Source organism: Parasphingopyxis sp. CP4 (assembly GCF_013378055.1).
GTDB lineage: Bacteria > Pseudomonadota > Alphaproteobacteria > Sphingomonadales > Sphingomonadaceae > Parasphingopyxis.
This window is the reverse complement of record NZ_CP051130.1, coordinates 2,847,190-2,872,688: the sequence shown is the minus strand read 5'-3', so window position 1 is coordinate 2,872,688 and position 25,499 is coordinate 2,847,190. Positions and strand designations below refer to the sequence as shown.

The 25,499-nt window shown below is 59.3% G+C and carries 25 protein-coding genes; 16 read left to right on the top strand and 9 right to left on the bottom strand.

The genetic code is table 11. From position 1 onward, the window contains the following. The first annotated feature begins 99 nt into the window (after positions 1–99). Positions 100–759, top strand: coding sequence for a CerR family C-terminal domain-containing protein (locus HFP51_RS14095; RefSeq protein WP_218135311.1), 660 nt, complete (start codon positions 100–102; stop codon positions 757–759). Between the two features lie 62 nt (positions 760–821). Continuing rightward, on the top strand, positions 822–1,775 hold the full coding sequence (locus tag HFP51_RS14090; RefSeq protein ID WP_176876339.1) for a hypothetical protein: 954 nt from the start codon (positions 822–824) through the stop codon (positions 1,773–1,775). Positions 1,776–1,808: 33 nt separating this feature from the next. Here the strand turns inward: HFP51_RS14090 and HFP51_RS14085 are convergent, their stop codons facing one another. Continuing rightward, positions 1,809–2,594: an SDR family NAD(P)-dependent oxidoreductase gene (locus HFP51_RS14085; protein ID WP_176876338.1), complete on the bottom strand. Its 786-nt coding sequence runs from the start codon at positions 2,592–2,594 to the stop codon at positions 1,809–1,811. A gap of 23 nt (positions 2,595–2,617) precedes the next feature. Beyond that, positions 2,618–3,520: a phytanoyl-CoA dioxygenase family protein gene (locus HFP51_RS14080; protein WP_176876337.1), complete on the bottom strand. Its 903-nt coding sequence runs from the start codon at positions 3,518–3,520 to the stop codon at positions 2,618–2,620. Between the two features lie 169 nt (positions 3,521–3,689). Between HFP51_RS14080 and HFP51_RS14075 the strand changes: the two genes are divergently transcribed. From HFP51_RS14075 to HFP51_RS14055, 5 genes are all read left to right on the top strand, one after another. Further along, positions 3,690–4,529 carry an MBL fold metallo-hydrolase gene (locus tag HFP51_RS14075; RefSeq protein ID WP_176876336.1) on the top strand — a complete coding sequence of 280 codons (840 nt, stop codon included), beginning with the start codon at positions 3,690–3,692 and terminating at the stop codon, positions 4,527–4,529. Between the two features lie 60 nt (positions 4,530–4,589). Then, the gene (locus HFP51_RS14070) at positions 4,590–6,044 is read left to right on the top strand and encodes a circularly permuted type 2 ATP-grasp protein (RefSeq protein ID WP_176876335.1); all 1,455 of its coding nucleotides are present in this window, start codon (positions 4,590–4,592) and stop codon (positions 6,042–6,044) included. Next, positions 6,044–6,979, top strand: coding sequence for an alpha-E domain-containing protein (locus HFP51_RS14065; protein ID WP_176876334.1), 936 nt, complete (start codon positions 6,044–6,046; stop codon positions 6,977–6,979). Before HFP51_RS14070 ends, HFP51_RS14065 begins: the two co-directional genes overlap by 1 nt. Beyond that, the gene (locus tag HFP51_RS14060) at positions 6,979–7,803 is read left to right on the top strand and encodes a transglutaminase family protein (RefSeq protein ID WP_176876333.1); all 825 of its coding nucleotides are present in this window, start codon (positions 6,979–6,981) and stop codon (positions 7,801–7,803) included. Before HFP51_RS14065 ends, HFP51_RS14060 begins: the two co-directional genes overlap by 1 nt. A 125-nt stretch (positions 7,804–7,928) precedes the next feature. Continuing rightward, entirely contained in the window at positions 7,929–8,666 is a 738-nt protein-coding gene (locus tag HFP51_RS14055; protein ID WP_255454689.1) for a peptidase, read from the top strand. Positions 8,667–8,672: 6 nt separating this feature from the next. Here the strand turns inward: HFP51_RS14055 and HFP51_RS14050 are convergent, their stop codons facing one another. The 3 genes from HFP51_RS14050 to HFP51_RS14040 form a co-directional block, all read right to left on the bottom strand. Next, the gene (locus tag HFP51_RS14050) at positions 8,673–9,455 is read right to left on the bottom strand and encodes an arginyltransferase (protein ID WP_176876331.1); all 783 of its coding nucleotides are present in this window, start codon (positions 9,453–9,455) and stop codon (positions 8,673–8,675) included. A 220-nt stretch (positions 9,456–9,675) separates the two neighbouring features. Then, positions 9,676–10,806: an SDR family oxidoreductase gene (locus HFP51_RS14045; protein WP_255454688.1), complete on the bottom strand. Its 1,131-nt coding sequence runs from the start codon at positions 10,804–10,806 to the stop codon at positions 9,676–9,678. Next, positions 10,763–11,806, bottom strand: coding sequence for a methyltransferase domain-containing protein (locus HFP51_RS14040; protein ID WP_176876330.1), 1,044 nt, complete (start codon positions 11,804–11,806; stop codon positions 10,763–10,765). Before HFP51_RS14040 ends, HFP51_RS14045 begins: the two co-directional genes overlap by 44 nt. A 160-nt stretch (positions 11,807–11,966) precedes the next feature. Here HFP51_RS14040 and HFP51_RS14035 point away from each other — a divergent pair, with 160 nt between their 5' ends. Both HFP51_RS14035 and HFP51_RS14030 read left to right on the top strand, forming a co-directional pair. Continuing rightward, a complete protein-coding gene (locus HFP51_RS14035) occupies positions 11,967–13,382 on the top strand; it encodes an NAD(P)/FAD-dependent oxidoreductase (RefSeq protein ID WP_176876329.1) in 1,416 nt (471 codons plus the stop codon). Positions 13,383–13,406: 24 nt separating this feature from the next. Beyond that, positions 13,407–14,411: a radical SAM protein gene (locus tag HFP51_RS14030; protein WP_370462961.1), complete on the top strand. Its 1,005-nt coding sequence runs from the start codon at positions 13,407–13,409 to the stop codon at positions 14,409–14,411. A 12-nt stretch (positions 14,412–14,423) separates the two neighbouring features. On the opposite strand, the gene HFP51_RS14025 is transcribed toward HFP51_RS14030, so the two are convergent. Then, positions 14,424–15,308, bottom strand: coding sequence for an S-methyl-5'-thioadenosine phosphorylase (locus HFP51_RS14025; RefSeq protein WP_176876328.1), 885 nt, complete (start codon positions 15,306–15,308; stop codon positions 14,424–14,426). 107 nt (positions 15,309–15,415) lie between these two features. Here HFP51_RS14025 and HFP51_RS14020 point away from each other — a divergent pair, with 107 nt between their 5' ends. Next, on the top strand, positions 15,416–15,844 hold the full coding sequence (locus HFP51_RS14020) for a DUF2147 domain-containing protein (RefSeq protein WP_176876327.1): 429 nt from the start codon (positions 15,416–15,418) through the stop codon (positions 15,842–15,844). Here HFP51_RS14020 and HFP51_RS14015 read toward each other — a convergent pair. Together HFP51_RS14015 and HFP51_RS14010 are read right to left on the bottom strand one after the other, a co-directional pair. Then, entirely contained in the window at positions 15,841–16,845 is a 1,005-nt protein-coding gene (locus HFP51_RS14015) for a fumarylacetoacetate hydrolase family protein (RefSeq protein WP_176876326.1), read from the bottom strand. The genes HFP51_RS14020 and HFP51_RS14015 overlap by 4 nt on opposite strands. Before the next feature lie 69 nt (positions 16,846–16,914). Further along, complete coding sequence (locus HFP51_RS14010) at positions 16,915–17,802, bottom strand: hypothetical protein (protein WP_176876325.1); 888 nt, start codon at positions 17,800–17,802, stop codon at positions 16,915–16,917. A gap of 131 nt (positions 17,803–17,933) precedes the next feature. On the opposite strand from HFP51_RS14010, the gene HFP51_RS14005 reads away from it, so the two are divergent. Genes HFP51_RS14005 through HFP51_RS13980 form a run of 6 tightly spaced genes read left to right on the top strand, consistent with a single transcriptional unit; the run spans position 17,934 to position 23,958 of the window. Next, a complete protein-coding gene (locus HFP51_RS14005) occupies positions 17,934–18,575 on the top strand; it encodes a hypothetical protein (RefSeq protein ID WP_176876324.1) in 642 nt (213 codons plus the stop codon). After that, complete coding sequence (locus HFP51_RS14000; RefSeq protein WP_176876323.1) at positions 18,572–19,771, top strand: hypothetical protein; 1,200 nt, start codon at positions 18,572–18,574, stop codon at positions 19,769–19,771. Before HFP51_RS14005 ends, HFP51_RS14000 begins: the two co-directional genes overlap by 4 nt. Further along, a complete protein-coding gene (locus HFP51_RS13995) occupies positions 19,761–20,717 on the top strand; it encodes a MoxR family ATPase (RefSeq protein WP_176876322.1) in 957 nt (318 codons plus the stop codon). The genes HFP51_RS14000 and HFP51_RS13995 overlap by 11 nt, the downstream gene beginning before the upstream one ends. Positions 20,718–20,724: 7 nt before the next feature. After that, entirely contained in the window at positions 20,725–22,062 is a 1,338-nt protein-coding gene (locus HFP51_RS13990; protein ID WP_176876321.1) for a DUF58 domain-containing protein, read from the top strand. Further along, positions 22,062–23,072, top strand: a complete 1,011-nt coding sequence (locus tag HFP51_RS13985) for a stage II sporulation protein M (protein WP_176876320.1) — start codon at positions 22,062–22,064, stop codon at positions 23,070–23,072. Before HFP51_RS13990 ends, HFP51_RS13985 begins: the two co-directional genes overlap by 1 nt. Further along, positions 23,059–23,958 (top strand): RDD family protein, encoded by a 900-nt coding sequence (locus HFP51_RS13980; protein WP_218135310.1) that lies wholly within the window; start codon positions 23,059–23,061, stop codon positions 23,956–23,958. Before HFP51_RS13985 ends, HFP51_RS13980 begins: the two co-directional genes overlap by 14 nt. Here the strand turns inward: HFP51_RS13980 and HFP51_RS13975 are convergent. Further along, positions 23,955–25,208: a CapA family protein gene (locus tag HFP51_RS13975; protein ID WP_176876319.1), complete on the bottom strand. Its 1,254-nt coding sequence runs from the start codon at positions 25,206–25,208 to the stop codon at positions 23,955–23,957. The genes HFP51_RS13980 and HFP51_RS13975 overlap by 4 nt on opposite strands. Positions 25,209–25,499: the final 291 nt, after the last annotated feature.

Here is a 25,499-nt window from a genome sequence, read left to right as displayed (position 1 = left end):
AAAATGCTGCGGCCTCATTCCGTTTAGAGCCCTCGGCCGTGTTAAGATCTCGGGACGGGGCTCTGGCCTGCCGCGCGGGCAATGCCTAATGTGTGGGCCGTGCCAGTCCAGTCGCCCTCCCCCCAATCCGCCCAGCGCATCGATCGCGGGAACCGCACCCGCCAGACCATCCTCGACGCAGCCGCCACTCTGTTTGCGGACAAGGGATTCAAGGCGACCGGGGTGCGAGACATTGCCGCGGCCGCCGGCGTCAATCAGGCGCTCGTCTCCTATCATTTCGGCGGCAAGGGCGCGCTCTATCATGAGATCCTGGCCGAAGCTGTCGACCATGCCGCGCAGCTCGCGGTAACTGCAGACCTGGCCCATGCCGACTATCCGGAGCGCGAACTGGTGCGGATCTTTGCCACCGCAATCGCCAGCCGCCGACATCTCGCACCCATGATCCTGCGCGAGCAGCTCGACCCCGAGCAACTGCTCGAACGCAAATCGCTCACCAAGATGCTCGGCTTCATGGAGCTGACCGAAGCCGTGCTCGAGCAAATACCCCTGCGCAAAGGCGCGCGACAATATGATCCGCAGATCGTGCATCTGTGCGTGGTCGGCCCGCTCATCCATTTCCTGGTCGCCACGCGAGTTCGCGAGGCCGCCGCCCAGAAAGTAGCCCGCCCGGTGACGACGCCCGGGCTCGATGAATTTGTCGATACGCTGGGCGACATGCTGTCCCATGCCCTGCGTCCGCCGAACGAGGGATCAAATTAAACACTTGCTTAAATTGGAATGCGCTGTATTAATACAGCAGCACACCAACTTGGAGAAGCAAGATGTTCAAGCCCATTCTGTTCTGCGCCGCTTCGGCCATGGCGATTGCCCTGCCCCAAACTGCGACCGCACAAAGTGACGTCCAATCCAGTGAGGAGACGCTTTCGATGAGCCAGGCCGACGAAGCCCATGCAATCCTCGAAGCCTTTGCCGAAGATTATCGCAATGATCCGATGGCGATCAGCGACACCTTCGGAATCAAACTGGGCGACGACTGGTGGACAATCGCCATCGAGCGCGCAGAAGAAGCCTATCATCCCGAGGCATCGCCCCACCTGACCTTTCATCGCTTTGGCCCACACCAGGTGACGCTGACACGCGGTGCACCGGCTGAGCCGACCTGGTATTTTGAAATCTCAGGCATCGATGTGTTGCGGCTGATCTCAACCGGCCAGGTCAATGCCGGCACCGCAGCGATGCAGAGTTTCGGGTCTGACCAGGTCGGCGTTGAAACCCGCACGATGGACGGGTTCGAAATGGATTCAGCGGTGCAGAGCCGCTACTATATTGCCCTGTCGCATTTCTTCACGCCCGGAACGCATGGCACGGTCGAAATCACCCGGTTCAGCCGCGATAACTCGCTGCAGACCCATGGTGTCCAGGCAACTGCGCTGCATATGCTCAAAGCGGTCAGGATCTTGCATTTCAGCATCGCAAGCGGCGAAGTGGCAAATGACGATGAGCGGCTTGAGTTCAGCCAGGTTCCCAATCTTTTCATCGTCACCCATGGCCAGGGAACGCTGGAGACCGACCAGGGCACGATTGCGCTCGAACCCGGCGTCAGTGCCTTTGTTCCGCAATATGCGAAACATGTCATACGCAGCGAAGGCGATGCGCCGCTCGAAGGCGTCCTCATCCTTTATGGCGACAATTCGGATTTCGCCTTCGGCACGTCCTACACGACCTATCTGGAAGCGCAGGCCGAATTCCACGGCAGCTACCCCTTCCGCCAATAGGCTATCGACTGGGCTGGCGGATGAGCTGCGCTGCTAGGCGTTCTTGATCGTCAGCCCGCCATCGACCGGGATCACGGCGCCGGTCATGAAGCTTGCTGCCGGAAGCACGCAGGATAGCGTCATGTTCGCCACCTCTTCCGGGATTCCATAACGCCGCATCGGCACGCGGCGCTTGGCGTAGATCGTCTTATGCTCTTCAGAAATACCATCGGTTATGCCGGTGCGGATCGGGCCGGGGCAGATGCAGTTTACGGTAATGCCCTCACGGCCAAGATCGACGGCGAGGCCGCGCGTCAGCCCGATCACGCCATGCTTGGCGGCGACATAGGGGCTGTTGCCCGGCGTCGCGCCGAGCCCTTCTGTCGAAGCGATGTTGACGATACGCGCGGCATCGCTGTTGCGCAGATACGGCAAGGCCGCGCGGATCATCCGTTGATGCGCGGCGAGCATAACTTCCAATGTCGGCCCCCAGCTATCTTCATAACTCTCCTCGGCGACATCGCCGGGAATGGCGAAGCCCGCATTGTTGACGAGAATATCGACCCCGCCAAATGAATCGGCGATTTCGCCCACGACCTGTTTGATTGCGTCTTGATCGGACACATCGAGCGCCCAGGCTTTAGCTTCACCCGGGACACCCGCCGCCTCGATCTCCGCGACCACCGCATCGCACGGCTCTTGCCGGAGATCGGTGACGGCTACCTTGGCGCCCTGAGCGGCGAAAAGATGGGCGGTTGCGCGGCCCATTCCGCTTGCAGCTCCGGTGACAATCGCCACCTTGCCCGCAATCGATCGATCCAGAGCTTGGTAGGGCTCCATGGCTGTCATCCTTTTCTGATTTCCTAACCGCCGAGCGTGCCTTCGCGGGAGCGCTCCGTTACCTGGTCATAGAGGTCATCGCCCCAGCCGGCTGCTTTTTCACCGAACAGGAAATCGGGCGGTACGACTTCGGGTCCTTCTCCGGGCGGCACCGGCGGTGTGTAATAGCCAAGCGCATAGCTCCCCATGGCATAGCCAAGCAGCGCCTGGAGCTCAGGATCGAAATCCTTGGCGATTTGTGGCGGGCAGGACAGATATTGATTTTCCTCCTGCCGCAACCAGCCCAGTGCATAGGTAATGTTGAGCCCCATCCGATCGGCGCCCGAATTATTGGCCCCGCCGCCATGGATAACGCTGCCCGAATAGACGAGCACCGATCCGGCTTCCATTTCGGCCCAGCTGAGTTCGTCTTCAGTCGGCAGCCGCGTATCATCTTCCCAAAGATTGCTGCCCGGTGCGACCTGTGTCGCGCCGTTTTCGAACGTGAAATCGGTGACCGCCCAGATCGTATTGAGTTGCGGTTCGATCACCCGCTGGAGATAGCCGCCCCAGGCCAGTCGATCGCGGTGCAGCGGCTGCACAGCCTGCCCATCGCGGATTCTGATCAGCTGGGTGAGATGGAGCTGAAAGCGATCGCAGAACGGCAGGAGAAACTTCTCGCACGCGCCCAGGATTGTCGGGCTGGTTACCAATTCGCGGCAGGCTTCGGACCGTGCGACCAGCGCGCCCGTGCGCGTCGTTTTGCGCCCCGTGAAATCATCGCGGCCCGTTTCAGTCGCCTCGACATAGGGCATGATTTCATCGGTCAGCCGTTTCAGCTGATCGCCAGGCATCAGCCCGTCGATGATCAGCGCGCCCTCTTCTGCCAGCGTCTTCGCGATGACGTCCGGTGCGACATTCGCATCGACATGGGTAACTTCTACCATGGCATTCCTCCCTGTCAGAAGACGACCCTAATCCAAATCATCGCGGAATCCGATAGCGGGATTATCCGGACCCGCGTCGGAGAAGAATACCCCTTTATCGAAAGCATATGGCCGCTATACCGAACAGAAGGTACGCGACGTACTACTTTAGATTTTTGAGGAACCTGACATGGACAGATTTTTTCGGCCAAGCCGACGATCGGTATTTACCGGTGCGGTGCTGGCGGGGACCGTTATGACGCTGGGCAGTGCACGCTCACTATTGGCGCAAAGTCCTTCGACATCCATTGCGTCGCTTCGGCGCCTGAACTGGGCCGGGATCATGATCGAGCATGGCGATGCGGTGGTCTATATCGATGCAATCCGCCCGGGCGAGGGAGAAAGCGTAGACGCAAGCTCCGATCGCCGGGTAAAATATGCACTCATCAGCCATGCGCATGGCGATCATTATGACCCCGCTTTCCTGCTCGAAACGATGGGCGACCGCGGCGTCCTGTTTCATCATGAAGACAGTGTCGTCGACCAGCGTCCGTTGCGATTGAACCCCGTGGCAATGTGGCAGCCGGCCTTCATGCCGCGATCTGGTGCAGATATTGTCGCATTCCCGGTGCCCGCTTCGGATGGTTACGGCGATAGTCAGGTGTCCTGGGTGATCCAGTGCAACGGCAAGCGCATCATCCATTGCGGTGATACGCTCTGGCATGGTCGCTTCTGGGATATCGGCCAGGCCTATGGCCCGTTTGATTATGCATTCCTTCCGATCAACGGGGCACAGCAGGACCTCGGTCGGTTCGAAATTGTCGGCGCACCCGGCGTGCTGACCCCGGAACAGGCCGTGTCCGCAGCCCAGGCATTGCGCGCCGAAACCATTGTCCCAATTCATTACGGCAATCCAATGCCACCAGTGTATCTGGAAGAGGACGATGCCGAAGCGCGGCTGCGCAGCGCTGCCGAAACCGCTGGTATCGCAGTCCGGATCATGGCGGTTGGAGAAACGCTTAGCTGGTAGATCGCCAGCCGAGCTACCGGTTGAACAACGGCAGACGCTCGTGCATTGATTGAACTGCAGATGGCAGATCGGATCTTTGACGAGATATGGGGGCATAGCCGGGGGCGGACACCGCGCCCTGGCTTTGAATCGATCGCCCGCTGGATCCGCGAGACCCCGAAAAAAGAGCTTCAGCGTCGGCAGGACTCTGCCGAAGCCGCCTTTCGGCAACTCGGCATCACCTTCAACGTTTACGGCGATGAGGAAGAGGCCGAACGGATCATCCCGTTCGACATCGTGCCGCGGGTGTTCACGGCCAATGAGTGGGAAACCCTGTCCGAAGGGCTAGCTCAACGGGTGACGGCGCTGAATATGTTCCTTGAGGATGTCTATGGCGATCGGAAGATCCTGGCCGATGGCATCGTTCCAACCGATCTTGTCCTGGGCAATCCCGGTTTCACCCCGGTCGTCAATGGCCACCGCCCACCGCATGGCGTTTATGCGCATATTTGCGGGATCGACATGGTGCGCACCGGGCCGGATGAATTCCTCGTACTCGAGGATAATGCGCGCACCCCATCGGGGGTGTCCTATATGCTCGAAAATCGCGAGGCGATGTTGCGGCTATGCCCCGAATTGTTCGAGATCTTCGAAGTCGAACCGGTTGATCGTTATCCCGATGCACTGCGCGAGATGATGCAGTCGGTTGCGCCCGAAGGCGCGTCGAGCGAACCCTGTTGCGTGCTGCTGACGCCCGGGCATTTCAACAGCGCCTTTTATGAGCACAGTTTTCTTGCGGACAATGTGGGCATCGAGTTGGTCGAGGCAGCCGACCTCGTCGTCGATGACGATATTGTCTGGATGCGCACGATCGAGGGACGCAAGCGCGTCGATGTGATCTATCGCCGGATCGATGATGATTTCCTCGATCCACTGGTTTTCCGGCCCGATTCCATGCTTGGCGTGCCCGGGCTGATGGCCGCCTATTTCGCTGGCAATGTCACACTGATCAATGCGCCGGGCGGCGGCATATCGGACGACAAGGCGATCTATTCCTATATGCCTGAGATCGTGAAATATTATTCGGGCGAGGACGCCAAGCTGCCCAATGTCGAAACCTGGCGCTGCCGCGAAGCCGATGCGCTCCAATATACGCTCGACAATCTCGCTGATCTCGTCGTCAAAAAGGTCGATGGATCGGGCGGCTATGGGATGCTGGTCGGGCCAACCTCGACGAGCGAGGAGATTGAAGAGTTCCGCGCCGCGCTGAAGGACAATCCGGACGGCTATATTGCTCAGCCAACGCTGGCCCTCTCGACCGTGCCAACCCTGACCGACAAGGGCACGCGCGGTCGGCATGTCGATTTCCGGCCCTTCTGCCTGTCCGATGGCGACAAAGTCACAACGGTTCCGGGCGGGCTGACGCGGGTGGCGCTGCGCGAAGGATCGCTGGTCGTCAATTCAAGCCAGGGTGGCGGCACGAAGGACAGCCTGGTCCTGCGGCCCGACAGCGAACAGCCGGAGCTGCCGGACTGATGCTCGCGCGCACCGCCTCCTATCTCTACTGGATCGGCCGCTATATGGAGCGCGCCGAGTTCACCGCGCGCCTGATCGAAGCAACCGTGCGGCTTGATGCGCTGTCCGCGCGTCCGGCGGGTGAAGGTGCCTGGGCAAGCGCGCTATCGGTCGCCGCTGCCAGCCATGATTTCGAGCGGACTGGCGAAACCATTACGCCGAGCAATGTCGCCAATTTCCTGACCTTCTCGAAGGACAATCCCAACTCCATCCATAATTGTCTCTACACCGCCCGGATGAATGCGCGCGCCGTCCGCACGGCGCTGACCCGCGAAGGATGGGAAGCAATCAACCGCGCCTGGCTCGGCATCGAAGGGCGCAGCGCGGTTGGCAGCGCCCAGGCGACGATCAATCTCCTCGAAGCGCTGATCGCAGAGAACCGGGGCTTTGAGGGCGCGCTGCACCGGATGCTGCGCCAGGAAAGCTTCTACTTCCTGATGCTGGGTGAGAATATCGAGCGGGCCGATAACACCGCCCGGCTGATCGACGTGAAATATCACATCATCCTTCCCGAAGGCGAAGAGGTTGGCGGCCTTGTCGATCGCGATCAATGGGGCACCATATTGCAGACCGTTTCCGCCAATACGGCCTTTCGCTGGCTCTACCGCGATGGCCTGTCGCCGCGCCGGGTTGTCGAGATGCTGATCCTGCGACGCGAGCTGCCGCGCTCGATCGCGGCAACCGTCGAAGAGGTTGTCGAACTGCTGACCGAGCTTGGCCGGCTGACCGGCTTTCAGGGTGAAGCCGATCGCATGGCACGCCTGCGGCTGCGCCGGATCGACGCGACGAATATCGGTGGCATTATTGGCGATGGCCTGCATGAATATCTGCAGGCCTTTATCGAGGAAAATCGCTTGCTTAGCCAAGCCATCACAAAACAATTCCGGTTCGATTGATGCGGCTGCTTGTCGACCACCGTACAGACTATGCATTTAGCGAACCGCAGCGCCGGCTCGTCCAATTGCTACGCATGACACCGGTTAACTATGCGGCGCAGACGGTGATGCGCTGGCATATCAATGTCGATTGCGACGCTCGGCTGCGTCAGCATCGCGACGGCTTCGGCAACCACGTGACGATGCTGTACATTGACGGTCCGGTCGAAAAGGTCGCGCTGCAAGTGTCTGGCGAAGTGCTGACCGAGGACAAGTCCGGTGTGATCGCGGATGCGCCGGAGCCCTTGCCGGCCGAGGCCTTCTTGCGGAGCACACCACTCAGCCGAGCCGATCAGGCAATCCGCGATTTTGCTGATGATATTCACCGCACCAAAACCGATCCGCTCGATCGCATGCATCTTCTGATGAGCCGGCTGCTCGAAGAAATCCGCTTCGAACCGACGCTTGATGCTGTCGAGCGCGATGCGGCAACCGCTTTTTCCGCGAGCAAGGGCGTTTGCCAGGACCATGCCCATATCTTTTGCGCTGCGGCCCGGGCAATGGGCGTTCCGGCACGCTATATATCGGGCCATCTGTTCCGCCATGATGGTGCAGAACAGCAGGAAGCGAGCCATGCCTGGGCCGAAGCCTATCTGCCCTCAATCGGCTGGACCGGATTTGATCCGGCCAATGGAATCAGCCCGGACGAAGCCTATGTCCGTGTCGCGGTCGGCCTTGATTATCGCGACGCCGCACCGGTCGCTGGACGGCGGATTGGCGGCGGCGATGAATCGCTGGCCGTGAATGTCCGGGTCACCCAGGCACAACGGCAGACACAGAATTAGAACCCAAAGCGCCACGCGCTGATCCACATGTCTGCGAAAATACGCCCTTTGCTGATCCCGACTTCCCGGCTAACCGCTATGCCCTTGTTCAACTGCACCGGATTCGCATGACCTATTGTCTCGGAATGCTGCTCAAAGACGGGCTCGTCATGATTGCCGATACCCGCACCAATGCCGGGGTCGATAATATCTCGTCCTACAAGAAGCTGCATATTCTTGAACAAAGCGAAGATCGGACCATCATCGCCTGCACAGCGGGCAATCTCTCTGTCACCCAAAATGCTTTCGCCTTGCTCAGGGAAGGGCTGGAAGAAGATGAGGATAGTGAGGGCCGGCGCTTCATTTCCGACATGCCGAATATGCACCGGGTGGCGGGACTGGTTGGCGAAGCGCTCCATACGGCGCGGGACGATATCAAGGATACGGCGGGCGAAGACAGCCAGTACAGCTTTTCCGGCTCGATGCTGCTCGGTGGGCGCTTCAAGGGACGGCCGCTGCGCCTCTTCCATATCTACAAGGAAGGCAATTTCATCAGCTGCCAGCCCGATCGCCCCTTCATGCAGATCGGCGAAACCAAATATGGCAAGCCGATCCTCGATCGTGCGCTCGAATATGAAACGCCGCTGGATGACGCAGTGAAAACCGGGCTCGTTTCGTTCGATTCAACGATGCGCTCTAATCTGAGCGTCGGTCGGCCACTCGATCTCGCAATCTTTCCTACCGATGATGCTCAGCCGGACGAATTTCGCCGGATCGAAGACGATGACGATTATTTCAACAAATTGTCATCGCAATGGGCGAATGCGCTTGCCGAGGCACGCGCAGCGATCCCGATGCCGCCCTTCATGGTCGACCGGGATTAAGGCCTTCTATTTTGCGGTTTTAGGGAGTTTTACGCTGGTCGCATCGGCGAGCGTTGACGGGTCAAACACTTCCCAGCCCTTGGGTGTGAGCTTCTCCAGCGGGCGATAGCGGATCTTGTACCGCATCCGCTGTGCCCCCTCGACCCAATAGCCAAGATAGACATACGGCAGCCCGGCCTTGGCGGCATGAACGATGTGATCGAGGATGATGAAATTGCCCAAGCCATTGCGCTCGGCATGATCGGGATCGAAGAAACTGTAGATCATCGAAAGGCCATCGGACTGGCGATCCGTCAGGCAGGCGCCGACCAGCCTTCCCGGCTGACCATTCACACTCGGCTCGCGATATTCGATCATATAGCTGTCGACAGGCGTCTGCTCGACCATGTCGGCAAAATCCATCTCGTCCATGTCGTGCATGCCGCCATCGGGATGGCGTACTTTTAGATAGCGACGCAGCAGAGAGAATTGTTCTTCGGTGGTCCAGGCCTCGCACGCGCTGACTTCGAGATCAGCATGGCGGCGGAGCAAGCGGCGCTGTGTCGCGTTGGGCTTGAATTCATTGGCAACCACGCGGACCGAAACACAGGCCTGGCAACCAGCACAGCTGGGCCGATAGGCGACAGACTGGCTGCGACGAAATCCGATACGGCCCAATGCTTCATTGAGCTCGGCCGCATGAGGCCCACGCAATTCGGTGAACACCTTCCGTTCCGTCTTGCCCGGCAAGTACGGACACGGGCTGGGTGCCGTCACAAAAAATCTGGGAAACCGAAATGGTGCACTCACGAAGAGACCGCCTTTTGGAGCATAATATCGACTGTGAGCGATATTTATGGCCTGCATGTTCCAAATTGGAAAGGTCGTTTACCCTAAAAAAAAGGTTAAATCGGACCGAGCGGGTAATTTCTTGTGAAGATTAACCATAAGCATTGACCGCGCCTGTGGATAAGCAAAATTCCCGTCCCAAATTGGTCCGCCTTTTGGCTCGTCACATCGCAGGGCGATTTTAGGCGTTCACCGATTCGGCAGGAAGAAATCCGGCACCCACGGCAAAATCAATCTGGCGGCTCATGAGATCGCGATCCGCATCCGGGCCACCAGATCCCATCAATCCGATCACATTATCTTGTAAAAACAATGGATTGCGTTGGAAATAGCTGGTGTAGAGCGTGGCAACGCGCCGGTGGAACCGTCGTTCGATTGGAGATAGCATTTCGGGGTCAAACTGATCGGGCGCCACCTGCTCCGGATTGGAGAATTGCGGATAAGCTCGAACCAGGGAGAAGAAATCTGAGACCGGCATCGGCGCTCCGGCGACCAAATGAAAGGTCTGTCCGCGAGCAATCTCGATGCGATCGGCGATGGTTACGATTCCATTGACGGCATGATCGAGTGGCACAAAGTTTAGTGTCGCATCGCGGGTCGATGGAATGGTCCGAATTCGCCCTTCTGCTAGCAATTTGAACGCCATGTAAATCGTGTCGAATCCGGCGATTACGCCATCTCCGGCACGGCCCACGACAATGCTGGGGCGGGCAATAGCAGCCGGAATCCCATCGGCCATTGCTTCGCGAACCAGTGCCTCGCTTGCAAATTTGCTCGCTTCATAGGGATTGGCAAAGCGATCGGGCCGCTGCGCATCATCTTCCGCAATTTCTCCGTCGCGTTCACCGCACACATAGGCTGTACTGACCTGAACCATCGCCGCCGGAGACTTGGTCCGGGCTCGAGCTAGTGCCAGGACATGCCTCGTCCCCTCGATATTGATCGCGTGATAGATCTCTTCATCGGCGTCGAACTCGACCAGAGCCGCGCAATGGATGATGCAATCTACAGTATCGGCAAGATCGCGATAGCTGTCGGGCGAAAGGCCGAGCGCCGGATCGGTAACATCACCCGTCACCAGCTGAACCGCACCGGGTTGCGGCGCGCCACCCGTCCATTCGGCCGTCGAAACCTCAAGGCCATCGCCGTGGCGCAATATCCGGTTCTTGCGAACAAGACCGATCACGCTGTCGCCACGCGCAACCAACGCGGCTGATATCTCGCCGCCAAGCAGTCCCGCTGCTCCGGTAACCAGATAACAGGTCAATTCAGCAGCACCCCGATACAGCATCACTGGCTGGCGATGCCTCATAGGGCATCAAGTCGCCGCAGCCCGGGAAAATCCCGTAATGGGTCGAGAAATCACCATGGAATTCGAAATGGTCTGCAAACCGCGTGTCGGCCAACATACGCCAAGTATTGCCGCACACGGCAAACATCCGGCCCGCTTCGATGACATGATGACCGTCCAGCATGAACGCGCGCTCATGCCCGGCGATCGTGCCCTTGTAGCGCACCGCCTGGCCATAATCCTCGCATTGCGGTTCCAGACCGTCGAGCTTGAAGAGGCGATAGGTGGCGGAGAAAAAGCGGATACCGGCGACTTTCTGGGCCACTGCCGGATCGCCAATCACCAATGGCCTGTCAGTCACCAGCCGGGGATCAGGAAATCCGGCGTCCTTGGCCACCCTATCGAAATCGCCCCAATAGAGCGCGCCGGACAGGCATTCCCCATGCAGCACAGGATCATGCAACAGCGCGTCGGGGACCCGTCGTTCGGCATAGACGTCAGAGAAATAGAATTCGCCGCCCGGTTTGAGCAACGCATGGGCATCGCTAAACACCTTCGCCTTGTCCGCGACCAGATTGATCACGCAATTCGAAACGATGATGTCAAAGCTCGCGGGTTCGAGGCCCAGCGTATCGAGCTGCTCGATATCGCCTTCGACAAATTCGACATTGCGATAGCCGAAGCGCTCCGCGTGCCAATCAAGATATTCGCGCGCCACAGCCAGCTGTTCGGGCGTCGTATCGACTCCGACCACCGATCCATCTTCGCCCGCTAGTTGTGCCAGCAGATAGGCGTCCTGGCCCGATCCGCTGCCGAGATCCAGGATCCGCATGCCTTCTGCGCCCTCAGGTGCAATCAGGCCGCAGCCATAATAGCGCGCTTTCACATCCGGATGGACATGGGCCAGCGCTTCGCGGATTTCCGGTGCCGGAGCCCCAATCGTACAGCAGGCGTCGGTTTTCAGATCTTCTGAGCCTTGCAGCACCTGACCATAATAGTCGCGGCTATTCTCGATATTCACTGCGGATCCCCAATTACCATGAATGTTGAGAAGAGCTTCGGATTGATGCACCAAGCGGTTACACAAATGCACCATCATTGTAACCTTTGGCGGTGACTTCCCGAAAAGCCCGGTTGAGACATCGCGGCAACAGGGCGCGACGAAACAGGGAAGAGGCATCATGAAACGCACCCATGACGTAATTGTAATCGGCGCAGGATCGGCAGGCTTAACCGCCGCCGGCGGTTGCGCGCAGTTCGGCTTGAAGGTCGCGCTGATCGAGAAAGGTCCGATGGGCGGAGACTGCCTGAATACTGGCTGTGTCCCCTCCAAGGCCTTGATCACAGCGGCCCGGCGCGCTCAGGAGATGCGCGAGAATGCCAAATATGGCATCGCCGATGTCGAGCCCAATATCGATTTCCGCGCGGTCCATGATCATGTGCAAAGCGCGATCGACGCGATTGCGGTTGATGATTCGCAGGAACGGTTCGAGGAAGAATTCGGCGTCGAGGTGATCCGCGGGACCGCGAAGATGATCGACGGATCGACGATCGAGATTAACGGTCAGACCTTGATAGCGCCGCGCATCGTGCTCGCCATCGGATCGAAGCCATTCATTCCGCCGGTCGAAGGCCTAGCTGACGTGCCTTACCTCACCAATGAGACGATCTTTGGCCTTACTGAGCGCCCCCGCCATCTGGCGATCATGGGCGGCGGTCCGATTGGGTGTGAAATGGCGCAGAGCTTCCGCCGGCTCGGCGCGAAGGTATCGATCATCGAACGGCACAAGCTGATGGGCAAGGATGACCCGGAAGCCGCCAAGATCGTTGTCGACCGGTTCCGCGCCGAAGGCATGGATATCCGCGAGGACACCAATGTCGTGCGCGTCAGCGAAATCGATGGTGTGATCCGCGTCGAAACCGATTCAGGCGAGCCGATCGAAGCGAGCCACCTGCTGGTCGCGACGGGCCGGACCTGCGATTTTGGAAGCTTCGGCCTGGAAAATGCCGGGATCAAATGGAGCCCGCGCGGGATCGAGGTCGATGCCCGCCGCCGGACCTCCAACAAGAAAGTCTTTGCGATCGGCGATTGCCGGGTCGGCCCTCGCTTCACCCATGCATCGGGCTATGAGGGCTCACTGGTGATCCTGCAGATCGCCCTCGGCCTGCCGAGCAAGGCCGATTACACGGCCCTGCCCTGGGTCACCTACAGCGATCCCGAGCTTGGCCATGTCGGCATGACCGAAGCCCAGGCGCGCGAGAAATATGGCGACAAGGTCGAAATTACGCGACAGGAATTTGCCGAGAATGACCGCGCCCGCGCGGAAAACGAGTCCGAAGGGTTCCTCAAGATCATCCGCAAGGGCAAGAAAGTCCTGGGTGCGACCGTGGTCGGTCCGCATGCCGGTGAGTTCCTGCTGCCCTGGAGCCTGGCGATCAGTGGCAAGGCCAATGCCTTTGCGATCGGCGGGGCGATTGTCCCCTATCCGACGCGCTCGGATATCTCGAAACAGGCGGGATTTGCGATCTGGGAGCCGACAATCTTTGGCGGCTTGCCCAAGCGCTGGGCCCGGTTCCGCGCCAAATATTTGCTTTAATCGGGACGCTCCGTCTATGCGCCGATCGATCAGATAGGATATCCCGCCATCGCTACCCAACCGCTAGAAGGCCCCTCGCCTTTCGAAATCGCCGATGCTGCACCGCTCGATCCGGATAAGTTCCGCGATCCCAAGGTCACGGCCAAGGGCGAGCCGCGGGCTACGGTTCGCCTCGATCGGCTGGAGACACTCTGGTTCAACACCGGCACATTATGCAATCTCGCCTGCAAGAGCTGTTATATTGAGAGCTCACCAACCAATGATGCGCTTGTCTATCTGACCCTGGCAGAGGTCGACGCCTATCTCGACGAGATCGAACGCGACGGGCTGGGCACGCGCGAGATCGGTTTTACGGGCGGCGAGCCTTTCATGAACCGCGACATGGTGCCGATGCTCGAAAGCTGTCTCGCGCGCGGATTTGAGGTGTTGGTGCTGACCAACGCGATGCGGCCGATGCGCCGTTTCGAAGATGCGCTGCTCGATCTCAATGCGCGCTACGGCAAGCGGATGACGTTCCGCGTCAGTCTCGATCATCACAGTCAGGCGGCGCATGAGGCCGAACGCGGCGCGGATACCTGGGACAAGGGCATATCCGGGCTCAAATGGCTGTCAGACAATGGCTTTTCGATTGCCGTTGCCGGACGCCATCTTGCCCATGAAGACGATGCGATGGCCCGGACAGGCTATGCGGCGCTGTTCGCCGGCACGGACATCCGTATCGATCCGAGCGATCCCATGCGGCTCGTCCTGTTTCCGGAAATGGATGCGACACTCGACGTGCCCGAAATCACGACAGCGTGCTGGGGCATTCTCGATGTCGATCCGGGCACGGTCATGTGTTCATCGAGCCGGATGGTCGTGAAGCATAAGGGCGCGGACAAGCCGATGGTCACGGCCTGCACCTTGCTTCCCTATGGCGATGATTTCCAGATGGGGGAAACGCTCGATGAAGCGAGCCGCGACGTATCGCTCAACCACCCCCATTGCGCCCGCTTCTGCGTCCTGGGCGGCGCGAGCTGCACGGCGTAGGTCCTCTAATGCCTAGCCGGCTGTTTCCGCGAACACCCGCTTCCCAATTGCATCCAGCCTCGCCTTCATCGCCGGGTCCATCGCATCAGGCGCTGTTATGATGGCATGGTCGAGGACCGTATCGAGCGGATTGGCAGGGCGTGTGTCGGGGAGCGATTTGGCCAGTTCAACAACCGTTTGCGCGGCCTTGTCTGCATTGGCCGATAGCGTCGCCAAAATGTCATGCACTTCAACGTCCGCCGTATCGTCGCGCCAGCAATCATAGTCGGTGACCATCGCAACCAGCGCATAGGGAAGCTCCGCCTCACGGGCGAGTTTGGCTTCGGGCATCGCGGTCATGCCAATCACATCGCAACCCCAGTGGCGATAGAGTTCGCTTTCCGCGCGCGAGGAGAATTGCGGGCCTTCCATGGCGAGATAGGTCGCGCCGCGATGGACATCGGCGCCGGCCGCCTTGGCCGCCGCTTCGGCATGGTCAGACAGGCTCGGGCATACCGGATCGGCAACGGAAACATGGGCCACCAGCCCGGTACCGAAAAAGCTCTTCTCGCGCGCAAAGGTACGATCGATAAACTGGTCGACGATCACGAATTTGCCGGGCGGCAGATCTTCGCGCAGCGAGCCCACCGCGGAGAGCGAGATCATGTCGGTACAACCCGCGCGTTTCAGCGCGTCGATATTGGCGCGGAAGTTCAGCTCGCTCGGCGGAATGCGATGGCCTTTGCCATGGCGGGGCAGGAACACGAAGCGCTTGCCGGCAATCTCGCCCAGCACCAGTTCGTCGGAGGCATCGCCCCATGGCGTGTCGACGCGGATCGACTGGGCATTTTCCAGCGCGTCGATTGCGTAAAGCCCCGAACCGCCGACTACACCGATCACCCAATCCGTATCGCTCATCCGTGTTGCTCCGTTCATCTCGAATGCAGATGCCGGGGTCTAGTGCAGGAAAGGGAATCGCGCTAGGCGCGATATTCCGCCTCAGGGGTCCATCTACGGAGAGGTTGATGACAATGTTTCTGCGACTGGCCATGGCCAGCCTGGCCATTCTGGCCGTGCAAGCAACGCCGGCGACGGCGCAATCCAATATTTTCGGCAATTGGCTGACCGAGGATAATCGGGCCGTCATCGCGATCAGCCGGTGTGGCGAAACGGTCTGCGGCCGGATCGCGCGCATTCTGGTCGAAGCCGAAGCCGGGCAGCGCGATATCAACAATCCCGATCCGAACCTGCGCAACCGCACGATCCAGGGATCGCGCATCCTGAGCGGTTTCCGCTTTGACCGGGGCCAGTATCGCCATGGCCAGGTCTATGACCCGGAAAACGGCCGCAACTATAATGCGCGGCTGCGCCTCAACCGCGACGGATCACTGCGGGTAACCGGATGCGTGTTGGGTGGATTGATCTGCCAGTCGCAAAACTGGACGCGGCGCTAGGCCTTCACCACTTCCTGGTCGATCGTTCCGAATGTGGCATGGCCATGTTCGTCTTCCATCCAGATCCGCACGGTATCGCCATGCGACAGGAAGGGTGTTTTCATCTCGCCATCGAGGATCTTCTCGACCATCCGGACTTCGGCAAGGCAGCTATAGCCGCGGCCACCCTGGTCGATCGGTTTGCCCGGTCCGCCATCTTCATCGCGATTGGACACCGTGCCTGAGCCGATAATCGACCCGGCCACAAGATTACGCGTCTTGGCGAGATGCGACACCAAAGTTCCAAAATCGAAGGTCATATCCTCGCCCGCATCGGCCCGGCCAAAGGGCTTCTCGTTGAGATCGACCATCAGCGCGCCATGGAGCTTGCCTTCTTTCCAGTTGGGCAGCTCATCCGGCGTCACGAAAACCGGTGAGAAGGCGCTGGCAGGCTTGGATTGGACAAAACCAAAACCCTTGCCGAGCTCCGCCGGGATCAGGTTGCGCAGGCTGACATCATTGACGAGACCGACAAGGCGAATTCCCGCAAGCGCTTCATCGCGACTGGAACCCTGGGCAACATCGCCCGTGACAACCACGATTTCGGCTTCAAGATCACAACCCCAGGCCTCATCGGGCAAGGGAATGGGATCGCGCGGGCCAATAAATCCATCGGATCCGCCCTGATACATCAGCGGGTCTTCCCAGAAACTGTCGGGAATCTCGGCGCCACGCGCCTGCCGGACCAGAACCACATGGTTCACATAGGCCGAGCCATCCGCCCATTGATAGGCGCGCGGCAGCGGAGAAGCGGCTTCGCGCTCATGAAAGCGTTCCTTCGGGATTACATCATGGGCCAGATCGGTGGCCAGATTTTCGAGTTGCGGTGCGATCGCATCCCAATCATCGAGCGCGGCCTGCAGGGTCGGTGCGATATGCGATGCATCTGCGCACCAGGCGAGATCATGGCTGACAACAACGAGCTTGCCGTCGCGCCCGCCTTTGAGTGATCCCAATTTCATCTGAGTCTCCTGAAAATTCCGATACCGGACATGGCGCCCCCTATAGCGCTGTCCGAAGGCGGATACAGCCTATTCGAAAATATCGGTGACCCCTTCCGGCGAAGCGCCTTCCTTGGATATCCGCAGATTATGATAGGTCGCCGCAATGGCCGGATAGCCCAGCACCAGGATCAACGAGTTAAGCAGAGACTGGATCGCCATGATCGGCATCAGCCCGTCGAACGGCGAGGCGGGATCCAGATCGCCGGCCATCGTAAAAGGCATGGCGGCGCCGCTGATTGCGCTCGAGACAATCACGGCCGTTAACAGGTAAATCACTAGCATTGCGACCAATTTCCAGCGATTGCCGGAGCTCAAATAGATGCTACGACTTAACGCATCGATCGGACCAATCCTCTCGTTGATAGCAGCCGGTACCGCCCACATCAGCAACACTGTCGCAAAAACCAGGAGTGGTATGATGATAAAAAAGAACAACAGGACCGCAATGCTGATGACGCCGATGCCGAACACGAGCAGAGCGGGAATTGTCGCAATGGCCGCGATTGCAACATAGAAAATGATGGTGATCGCTAGGATCGGAAGGAAGAAACGCAATCCTGCACTCAATGCGCCGCCAAATGTCGGCTTCCCGCCATCAAGGTCATGCAGCACAGACCAGATCATTGCACCCTGGGTATAGATAGAGATGAAGATCGATCCAATAATGCCCAGGATAAAGCCAGTGCCGAGCATTCCGAAAATATCAAAAGGATTTCCGCCGCTTGAAAAGGTTGAATCCGAGGCAAGGGACATGATGCTGTTCATCAGGTAGACCGTGAACAGGGCCGATGGCACGCCGTAAAGCAGGAGCGCCAGACCGCATAACAGCAGGAAATTTCGGCCAATTACGCCGAATATATCGCTAACCGTCGAACCGAAACTGAATCTTGGAAACCCTGATGCTTCGGTTGCCATGTTGCCTCCCTGGCGGCTCTTCTGGGCCACGCCAGATGCAAACCTTTCCCATACGGACCCAAAAGTCCACCCTCGCCATGATCCTTAGAGCCGGTTATGCTGGGATAAGTCGCCAGGAGAATGGGCAATATATGACGGCTGCGGCACCGCCGATCGGGAATGAAAACAAACAGGATTTCGATCAGGCCTATGACCGTCTGATCGAGAGCGAACGGTTTCAGACCGAGATGAGCCCGTTCGAAGTGCCCGAACCCGATCCGCCGCCCGCCTGGCTTGCAAATTTCCTCGAATGGCTGGGAACGCTGGGCCCCTTTTGGGAAGCCTTGTTCTGGATTGCAGCTGTGGGCATTGGCGGACTGATCCTTTTCAGCATTGGCCGAAGCCTGGTTCGCTATTTTTCAGATCGACAACCTGCCATCGAAGAAGAGGAAGAAGACGAGATTTGGCGGCCCGAAGCCAAAGCCGCCATCGGCTTGCTCGGCGATGCGGATGCGTTAGCCCAGCAGGGGCGCTATGCAGAAGCGGTCCATCTCCTCCTCCATCGCAGTGTCGCCGATATTGAGGAAAGGCTGCCCGATTTCCTGCGCCCTGCCCTCACAAGTCGGGATATATCGCGCGCCGAGACCTTGCCCAGCCCTGCGCGGTCGGCCTTCACATCGATTGCCACCGTCGTCGAACGGGGCATCTTTGCCACCCGGCCAGTGGACGAACAGGGATGGAGCGAAGCGCGCTCGGCCTATGAAGAATTCGCCTTTGGGAAGAGCTGGCAATGAGCGACAATCCCTCTCCCTTTTCCGGACGAACGGTCATCCTGCTCGCCATTGCCGGGATAGTCGGTTTCATGGTTTTCCTGCTGCTCACCGCCTATGCGCCGGAGTTGCGCAGCGGTCGCGACGGGCGTGCACATGGCCTCTCCACCTCGGCAGTCGGCTTTCGCGGTGTCTATGAGCTGCTCGAAACCACCGGGGCTGATGTCGATTATCTGAGAAATGACGATGTTTTTTCGGACGGCGGCCTGACCATCGTCACGCTTGAACCAGGGGTTGATACCGAGCGGCTGCAAAGGTTGATCGACAATAGTTGGGGGCCGCTGCTGATTGTCTTGCCGAAATGGATGACCTTCCCGGTGCAGGGGGAACGCGATCGGGTGCATTGGGTCGACTCAGGAATTGGCGGCAGCGCAGTCGGCCCACTCTCCGACGTGGTCGATTTTCAGGTCGATAGCAGCGACAATGATGCAGGTTCCCGGCTGTTAAGCAGCATGTTCGGCAATGTCCGATTTGTAGCGCCCGACAGTCTCCAGACCCTGTCAGGTAAAAACCTTACCCCACTGCTCGAAACGGAAACCGGCGATGATATTCTGGTAAATGTCACCGATACGGAGATTTATCTCCTGTCCGAGCCCGATCTCCTCAACAATCAAATCCTTTCAGATCCCGACCGCACACGCGCGGCGCTGCTGTTGCTCGAAGAGCTCAATGTCAATGACGGCACCTATCATTTCGAACTGGTCGCCAATGGCTATGGTGGATCGCGCAACCTGCTCACTCTCGCCTTTGACCCGCCCTTCCTCGCCTTCACATTATGCCTGCTGGCCGCCGCGCTGCTCGCCGGTTTCCAGGCCCTCTATCGCTTTGGCCCGGCTTTACGCCCGCCGCGTGCCATTGCCTTTGGGAAACGTGCGCTTGTCGATAACAGCGCGGAACTGCTGCGGCTGGCCCGGCGCGAACATCTATCGAGCGAAAGCTATGTCAGCATGACCCGGGATGCCGCGGTTGCCGCCATTGGCAATCCCCGCAACCTGGATGGTGATGCGCTCGATCGCTGGCTCGACGAGCTCAGCCCCAAATCCATGCCACCATTTACCGCACTGGCGCGCGGCGCATATCGCGCGCAGAACAGACAAGACATCAGGAACGCCGCAAGGGCGCTGTACGACTGGAGAAAGGCCGTCACCCATGAAGGTTGAAGATATCAAACCGCTTGGCGAGAGCATCCATGCCGAGGTCGCCAAGGCGATCGTCGGACAGGAGGAAATCGTCGATCATCTGCTGATTGCGCTATTCTCGTCGGGCCATTGCCTGCTCGAAGGCCCGCCCGGAACGGCCAAGACCTTCCTCGCGCAATGCTTCTCGCGCGCCCTGGGGCTCGATTATGGCAGGATCCAATTTACCCCGGATCTGATGCCCAGCGATATTATCGGAGCAAACCTGTTCAACTTCCAGACCAGCGAATTCAAGCTCACCCGCGGGCCGATTTTCTGCGAGCTCTTGCTGGCCGACGAAATCAACCGGACGCCGCCAAAAAGCCAGGCCGCGCTGCTGGAGGCGATGCAGGAGCGCTCGGTCACCATCGACGGCGAAACCCATCAGCTCTCCGATCGTTTCATGGTCGTCGCGACGCAGAACCCGATCGAACAACAGGGCGTATACCCGCTGCCTGAAGCGCAGCTGGATCGCTTCCTGTTCAAGCTCGCCGTCGGTTATCCGAGCGAAGAGGAAGAACAGAAAATCGTCGCCGTTCATGGCAGCCGCTTTGGCGCACCCAAGGCCGGTGATTTTGATATTGAATGCAAAGCCGATGGCACGGCGATCGCGGCAGCCGTTGATGCGGTGGCAACGGTTAAGCTGGTTCCAGATGTTACAAATTATATCGTCTCACTGATCCGGGCGACGCGCGAAACCGCCGATCTTGACGCCGGTGCCAGCCCGCGTGCTGCAGCCATGCTGGCCAGTGCCGCGCGCTCAGCCGCCGCACTTGATGGCCGCGATTATGTGATCCCGGATGATGTCAAAGCGCTGGCACCCGCAGTCTTGCGACATCGTGTGATCCTCTCTGCAGCCGCTGAAATCGACGGCCGCGACGCCGACGGGATTGTCGCCAATCTGATCGAACAGGTCGAAGCACCGCGGTGAGGCACGCATGATCTATCCGACGGCCCGGGCTGTCATCCTTGCGGGGCTCGGCGCGCCCGTCGCGCTGGTCATCGGCGTGGTCATTCCCCAATTCTGGTATCTGGGCCTCGTCTGGATCGTCATGATTGCCGCGTTGATCGGCCTTGATGCGTTGACCGCAAAGCGCAGCGGGCAACTTGATTCCGAAATCGAAAAACCGGCAACGATCGGCGTGGGATCGCCCTTCACTGTAACCAGCCGGTTGCGGTTTCTCGCTTCTGACGGGACCGTTGATCGCCGCAACGCGCCCAACCGCATCGAACTCGCTCTCAGCGTAGACGATAAGCTGGATGGGGGTGGTGGCCGACGGACTGAAGGCCCCATGATCGACGGGCAAGCCGAGGTCGACCAGATCTTTACCCCAAACCGCCGCGGAAAGGCGCAAATCGGCCATTTATGGGCGCGTTGGACCGGGCCATTGGGCCTCGCCTGGGTGCAGAGACGCGATCATTTTGGCGCCGAGATCATCGTCACCCCCGATATCGGCTTCATACAGGACAAGGGAATCCAGCTCTATTTGCGCGACGCGGCCTATGGCCTGATCGCGCAGCTTGATCGCGGCGATGGTACCGAATTTGATTCAATGACCGAGTTTCAATCCGGCATGGACAGGCGAACGATCGATTGGAAACAGTCGGCCCGGCATACCGAGTTGCTGGCCAAGGAATATCGCACCGAACGCAACAATCATATTGTCTTCGCGCTCGATTGCGGGCGTACCATGTGCGAACCGGTTGCCGGATTGCCGCGCGTTGACCGAGCCATATCGGCAGCCCTGCTGACCGCCTATGTCGCCCTGCGGGCCGGTGACAGGACAAGCCTGTTTGCCTTTTCCGGGCGCCCCCAGATCGCCAGCCCCACGGTTACCGGCACACGCAACTTTTCGACGCTGCAACGAAGCGCAGCCGAAATCGACTATGCGCCGGAAGAGAGCAATTACACCTTGGCGCTGACAACGCTCGCGACCCAGCTCCACCGCCGGTCTCTGGTGGTGATCTTTACGGATTTTGCCGACCCGACAAGCGCTGAGCTTATGCTCCGTGCCTCGGGCCGGCTGCTCGATCGGCATTTGGTGCTGTTCGTGGTGCTGCGCGATGCCGAGCTGACCGCGCTGGCGCATGACAAGCCGGAAGATTCCACGGACGTTTCGCGCGCCGTTACCGCCCATGCCCTGCTGCGCGAGCGCGCCATCGTCATCGCCCGGCTCCAGCGAATGGGCGCGCATGTGCTCGAAGCCGGTCATGATGAGATCGGCACGCGGCTCGTATCCAGCTATATCGAACTCAAGCGCCGGAGCCTGCTCTGATGGAACGCGTCACCGAACAGGCCATATTCAGCAGCACAACCTTTCGCGAGGAACGCGAAGCCGATTGGGCGCGGCTTGAGGAATTGCTGGGTCGCGCCGAACGCGGATCGGTGCGCCGCCTATCGGACGATGATCTGCGCGAGCTGCCGATCCTCTACCGCTCCGCCCTCTCGGCGCTGTCGGTGGCACGATCGACGTCTCTGGACATGGCGCTGGTCGCCTATCTGGAGGGCCTGTGCACGCGCGCCTATTTCTTCGTCTATGGCGTGCGCACGAGCTTCGGCCAGCGGGTCGCCAGCTTTTTCAGCGATGACTGGCCGACATCGGTGCGCCGGATCTGGCGCGAAACGCTGATCTCCTTTGCGCTGATGATGGCCGGGACGATTGCCGCCTATCTGCTCGTCAGCAGCGATCCCAACTGGTTCAACTCGATCATTCCCGGCAGCCTTGCCGGAGAGCGCGGGCCCGAAGCAACGACCGAGGCCTTGCGGGCAACGCTTTACGATGACGGAGGGCGCAACGGGCTCGGCGTATTTGCGACCTATCTGTTCACCCACAACTCCCAGGTGTCGATCTTCGCCTTTGCTCTGGGTTTCGCCTTTGGCGTGCCGACGGCACTGCTGATGGTCTATAACGGCGCGATCCTTGGAGCCTTCACCGCGCTTTTTGTCGAGCGCGGCCTTGGCTTTGAGCTCGGCGGATGGTTGCTGATCCATGGGTCGACCGAATTGTTTGCGATCATATTGGCCGGAGCGGCCGGTTTGCATATCGGCACGAAGATCGTGTTTCCGGGCATGGATACCCGGCTCGCCGCCGCTCGCCGCGCCGGACGAACAGCGGCCACCGCGATGATCGGCGTGATCGTCATGCTGATGTTTGCCGGGCTGCTTGAAGGCTTTGGACGCCAGCTCATCACCGATGACTGGACCCGCTATGCTATCGCCACCGGCATGTTCGTCACCTGGTGCGCCTATTTCTACATTCCGCGGATCACCAATGGCGAGCGTTAACCCGGTCATGCATATCGCGGGCGAACAGCGCACGCTGATTACGCCGGAAGGCGTGGACCTCCGCTTGAAGCTGGCGACCGCCGGGCAGCGCGCTGGCGCGTTTCTGATCGATTTTTTCCTCCTGATCGCAATTCTCGTGATCTTCACGATCATCCTTGTTTCGGCTGGTATCGGCACGATTGGGGCGACGGGCTCGGATGGTGTGGAGCTTATATCAATCCTCTGGTTGCTCGGTTTCTTCTTGCTACGAAACTTCTATTTCATCGCCTTTGAGGTCGGTCGCCGATCGGCAACGCTGGGGAAACGCTGGCTGGGTCTCAGAGTAGTCGCTCGCGATGGCGGACGGCTGACCGCCGATGCGGTAATCGCGCGCAACCTGATGCGGGAAATAGAGATATTCCTGCCATTGTCCTTTATCTCCGGCGGTGACGGCGTCGACGGTGCGATCGCATTGATCGGACTGCTATGGGCGTGCCTGTTCCTCTTCTTTCCCCTGTTTAACAAGGATCGTCTGCGGGCAGGTGACATCATTGCAGGCACCTGGGTTGTCCATGCCCCGCGCCGAAAGCTTGAAGTCAATCTGGGCAGCGGAACGCAGGAAGACGCCGACCAATTTCGGTTCACCGACGAACAGCTCGATGCCTATGGCGAATATGAACTCCAGACGCTCGAAAATGTCCTGCGCGCGGGCAATAGCGAAACGCAGGAGAATGTCGCCGCCACGATACGCGGCAAGATCGGATGGGAATGGCGCGAGGAAGAGGATTCCTACGCCTTTTTAAGCGCCTATTATGCTGCGCTCGGAAAACGGTTGGAACGGCGCATGCTGTTCGGCAATCGTCGCAAGGACAAATTCGATACCTTAGAAGATCGGACCGAGGATTAGCGCGGCCAGCCTAGCGTTCCATCGCTTGCAATTGTCACACGCGCCTCGGGAAAATCGCGCGCGGTGAGCACGGCCGTCCGCTGGGCTGCCGCATTGCTGCGATCGAGATACGGTCCGCCTGGCCTGTCCTGTCGCGCCGATATGATCTGCGCTGCAACCAATGCACCCTCTGCATCCACATCCAGTTGGGCGATCGGCGCAAGGCCATTATGGCCGCGCAGGTTAAACCGGCCATAGGTCCAGAAATTGCCAAGGCTATAGGCGATGAACCGCCCCTGATAGACTTCGATCGCACGCGGAATGTGGGGACCGTGGCAAAAGACGATATCGGCACCCGCATCCACGGCGGCACGCGCAAAGCGGAACGGATTGCCCCGATCTTCTTCCAGATAGATTTCGGTTTGGCGGGTCACGCGATCATGGCGCGCGCCCTCTGCTCCAATATGACAGGACACCATCACGATATCGGCTTGCGCATCTGCGGACCGAACCATCTCAGCCACCCGGCTGTAATTCTGGACGCTGAGCAGACCCGGATTATGACCAAAGGCGACAAGCGCCACCCGGCGCCCATCTTCCAATGTCTGCACGGCAATGCGCATGCCGTCCCGATCACCGCCGGCAACCGCAATTCCGGCGCCGCGCAGATTGGCTACGGTGGCCGTCCGGCCTGTCTCACCAAAATCACGCGCATGGTTATTGGCATGGGACATCAGGGTGAAGCCGGCGCGTTGCAGATAATCGGCATGAAATGCGGGGCTGCGGAACACATAGCAAAATTCAGGATTTCCGCACCGCTTGGCATTTGCATCGCTCGCGTGGATCGTGCCCTCATAATTGCCGAAGACCACTTCGGCAGACTGAAAGAGCTGGAGCATTTCGGGGCCCATAACCGTTGCCGGGTTGCCGTTCGGTGTAACGCGTGGGTCCATGCCGGGTTGTGGCCAATCGCTGCCCATCATGATGTCGCCGACACCAATGATGCGATAGGTGGGCGGTTCTTCAACCACAGGGCTTGTCTCGGCAAGGCCATTCGCAACCGCTCCGGCACCTGCCCCATCGGTTACGCCCGGCACCGCCGGCTCAGCAGGTTCAGCAGGCTCCGGTTCGGATTCCGGTTCCATCGGCGTCGGTTCGGCGGCTGGTGCTGGCAGGGGGACAGGCGCGGTAACGGCTTGAGTACATGAACCCAGGCCGGTGCCGACCGCCAATGCGATCGCCATCAAAGTCGTGAACCGGGATCGCTGCATTATCCCCCTTTTCAGGCTCTGGAGAATCGGCAAATTCTGATTCTCGAGCGAAAAATAGCAGAGGCTCCATCTGCTCGGCGAGTCGATTCAACCACAGGCGGTGGATTTACCATGATTCATCTGTTTTTCACCAAGTTGCTGAATGCAACTGGTTAAGGGTTTATATATTTCAAGAGCTTAGAGATTTTGGCGCTTCTAAATTCTTGTAATTTTGTTGCGCAAGTCGTCGTGTTGGATTCACAACTCATCGTAATCTGGTTGTAATGCTGCAGCGCACAATACAAATATATC

Bases quoted from the DNA above. Each gene is read 5' to 3' on its own strand.
- HFP51_RS14090 (WP_176876339.1), top strand. From the start codon at position 822: ATGTTCAAGCCCATTCTGTTCTGCGCCGCTTCGGCCATGGCGATTGCC.
- HFP51_RS14085 (WP_176876338.1), bottom strand. From the start codon at position 2,594: ATGGAGCCCTACCAAGCTCTGGATCGATCGATTGCGGGCAAGGTGGCG.
- HFP51_RS14080 (WP_176876337.1), bottom strand. From the start codon at position 3,520: ATGGTAGAAGTTACCCATGTCGATGCGAATGTCGCACCGGACGTCATC.
- HFP51_RS14075 (WP_176876336.1), top strand. From the start codon at position 3,690: ATGGACAGATTTTTTCGGCCAAGCCGACGATCGGTATTTACCGGTGCG.
- HFP51_RS14070 (WP_176876335.1), top strand. From the start codon at position 4,590: ATGGCAGATCGGATCTTTGACGAGATATGGGGGCATAGCCGGGGGCGG.
- HFP51_RS14065 (WP_176876334.1), top strand. From the start codon at position 6,044: ATGCTCGCGCGCACCGCCTCCTATCTCTACTGGATCGGCCGCTATATG.
- HFP51_RS14060 (WP_176876333.1), top strand. From the start codon at position 6,979: ATGCGGCTGCTTGTCGACCACCGTACAGACTATGCATTTAGCGAACCG.
- HFP51_RS14055 (WP_255454689.1), top strand. From the start codon at position 7,929: ATGCTGCTCAAAGACGGGCTCGTCATGATTGCCGATACCCGCACCAAT.
- HFP51_RS14045 (WP_255454688.1), bottom strand. From the start codon at position 10,806: ATGAGGCATCGCCAGCCAGTGATGCTGTATCGGGGTGCTGCTGAATTG.
- HFP51_RS14035 (WP_176876329.1), top strand. From the start codon at position 11,967: ATGAAACGCACCCATGACGTAATTGTAATCGGCGCAGGATCGGCAGGC.
- HFP51_RS14025 (WP_176876328.1), bottom strand. From the start codon at position 15,308: ATGAGCGATACGGATTGGGTGATCGGTGTAGTCGGCGGTTCGGGGCTT.
- HFP51_RS14020 (WP_176876327.1), top strand. From the start codon at position 15,416: ATGACAATGTTTCTGCGACTGGCCATGGCCAGCCTGGCCATTCTGGCC.
- HFP51_RS14015 (WP_176876326.1), bottom strand. From the start codon at position 16,845: ATGAAATTGGGATCACTCAAAGGCGGGCGCGACGGCAAGCTCGTTGTT.
- HFP51_RS14010 (WP_176876325.1), bottom strand. From the start codon at position 17,802: ATGGCAACCGAAGCATCAGGGTTTCCAAGATTCAGTTTCGGTTCGACG.
- HFP51_RS14005 (WP_176876324.1), top strand. From the start codon at position 17,934: ATGACGGCTGCGGCACCGCCGATCGGGAATGAAAACAAACAGGATTTC.
- HFP51_RS14000 (WP_176876323.1), top strand. From the start codon at position 18,572: ATGAGCGACAATCCCTCTCCCTTTTCCGGACGAACGGTCATCCTGCTC.
- HFP51_RS13995 (WP_176876322.1), top strand. From the start codon at position 19,761: ATGAAGGTTGAAGATATCAAACCGCTTGGCGAGAGCATCCATGCCGAG.
- HFP51_RS13990 (WP_176876321.1), top strand. From the start codon at position 20,725: ATGATCTATCCGACGGCCCGGGCTGTCATCCTTGCGGGGCTCGGCGCG.
- HFP51_RS13985 (WP_176876320.1), top strand. From the start codon at position 22,062: ATGGAACGCGTCACCGAACAGGCCATATTCAGCAGCACAACCTTTCGC.
- HFP51_RS13980 (WP_218135310.1), top strand. From the start codon at position 23,059: ATGGCGAGCGTTAACCCGGTCATGCATATCGCGGGCGAACAGCGCACG.
- HFP51_RS13975 (WP_176876319.1), bottom strand. From the start codon at position 25,208: ATGCAGCGATCCCGGTTCACGACTTTGATGGCGATCGCATTGGCGGTC.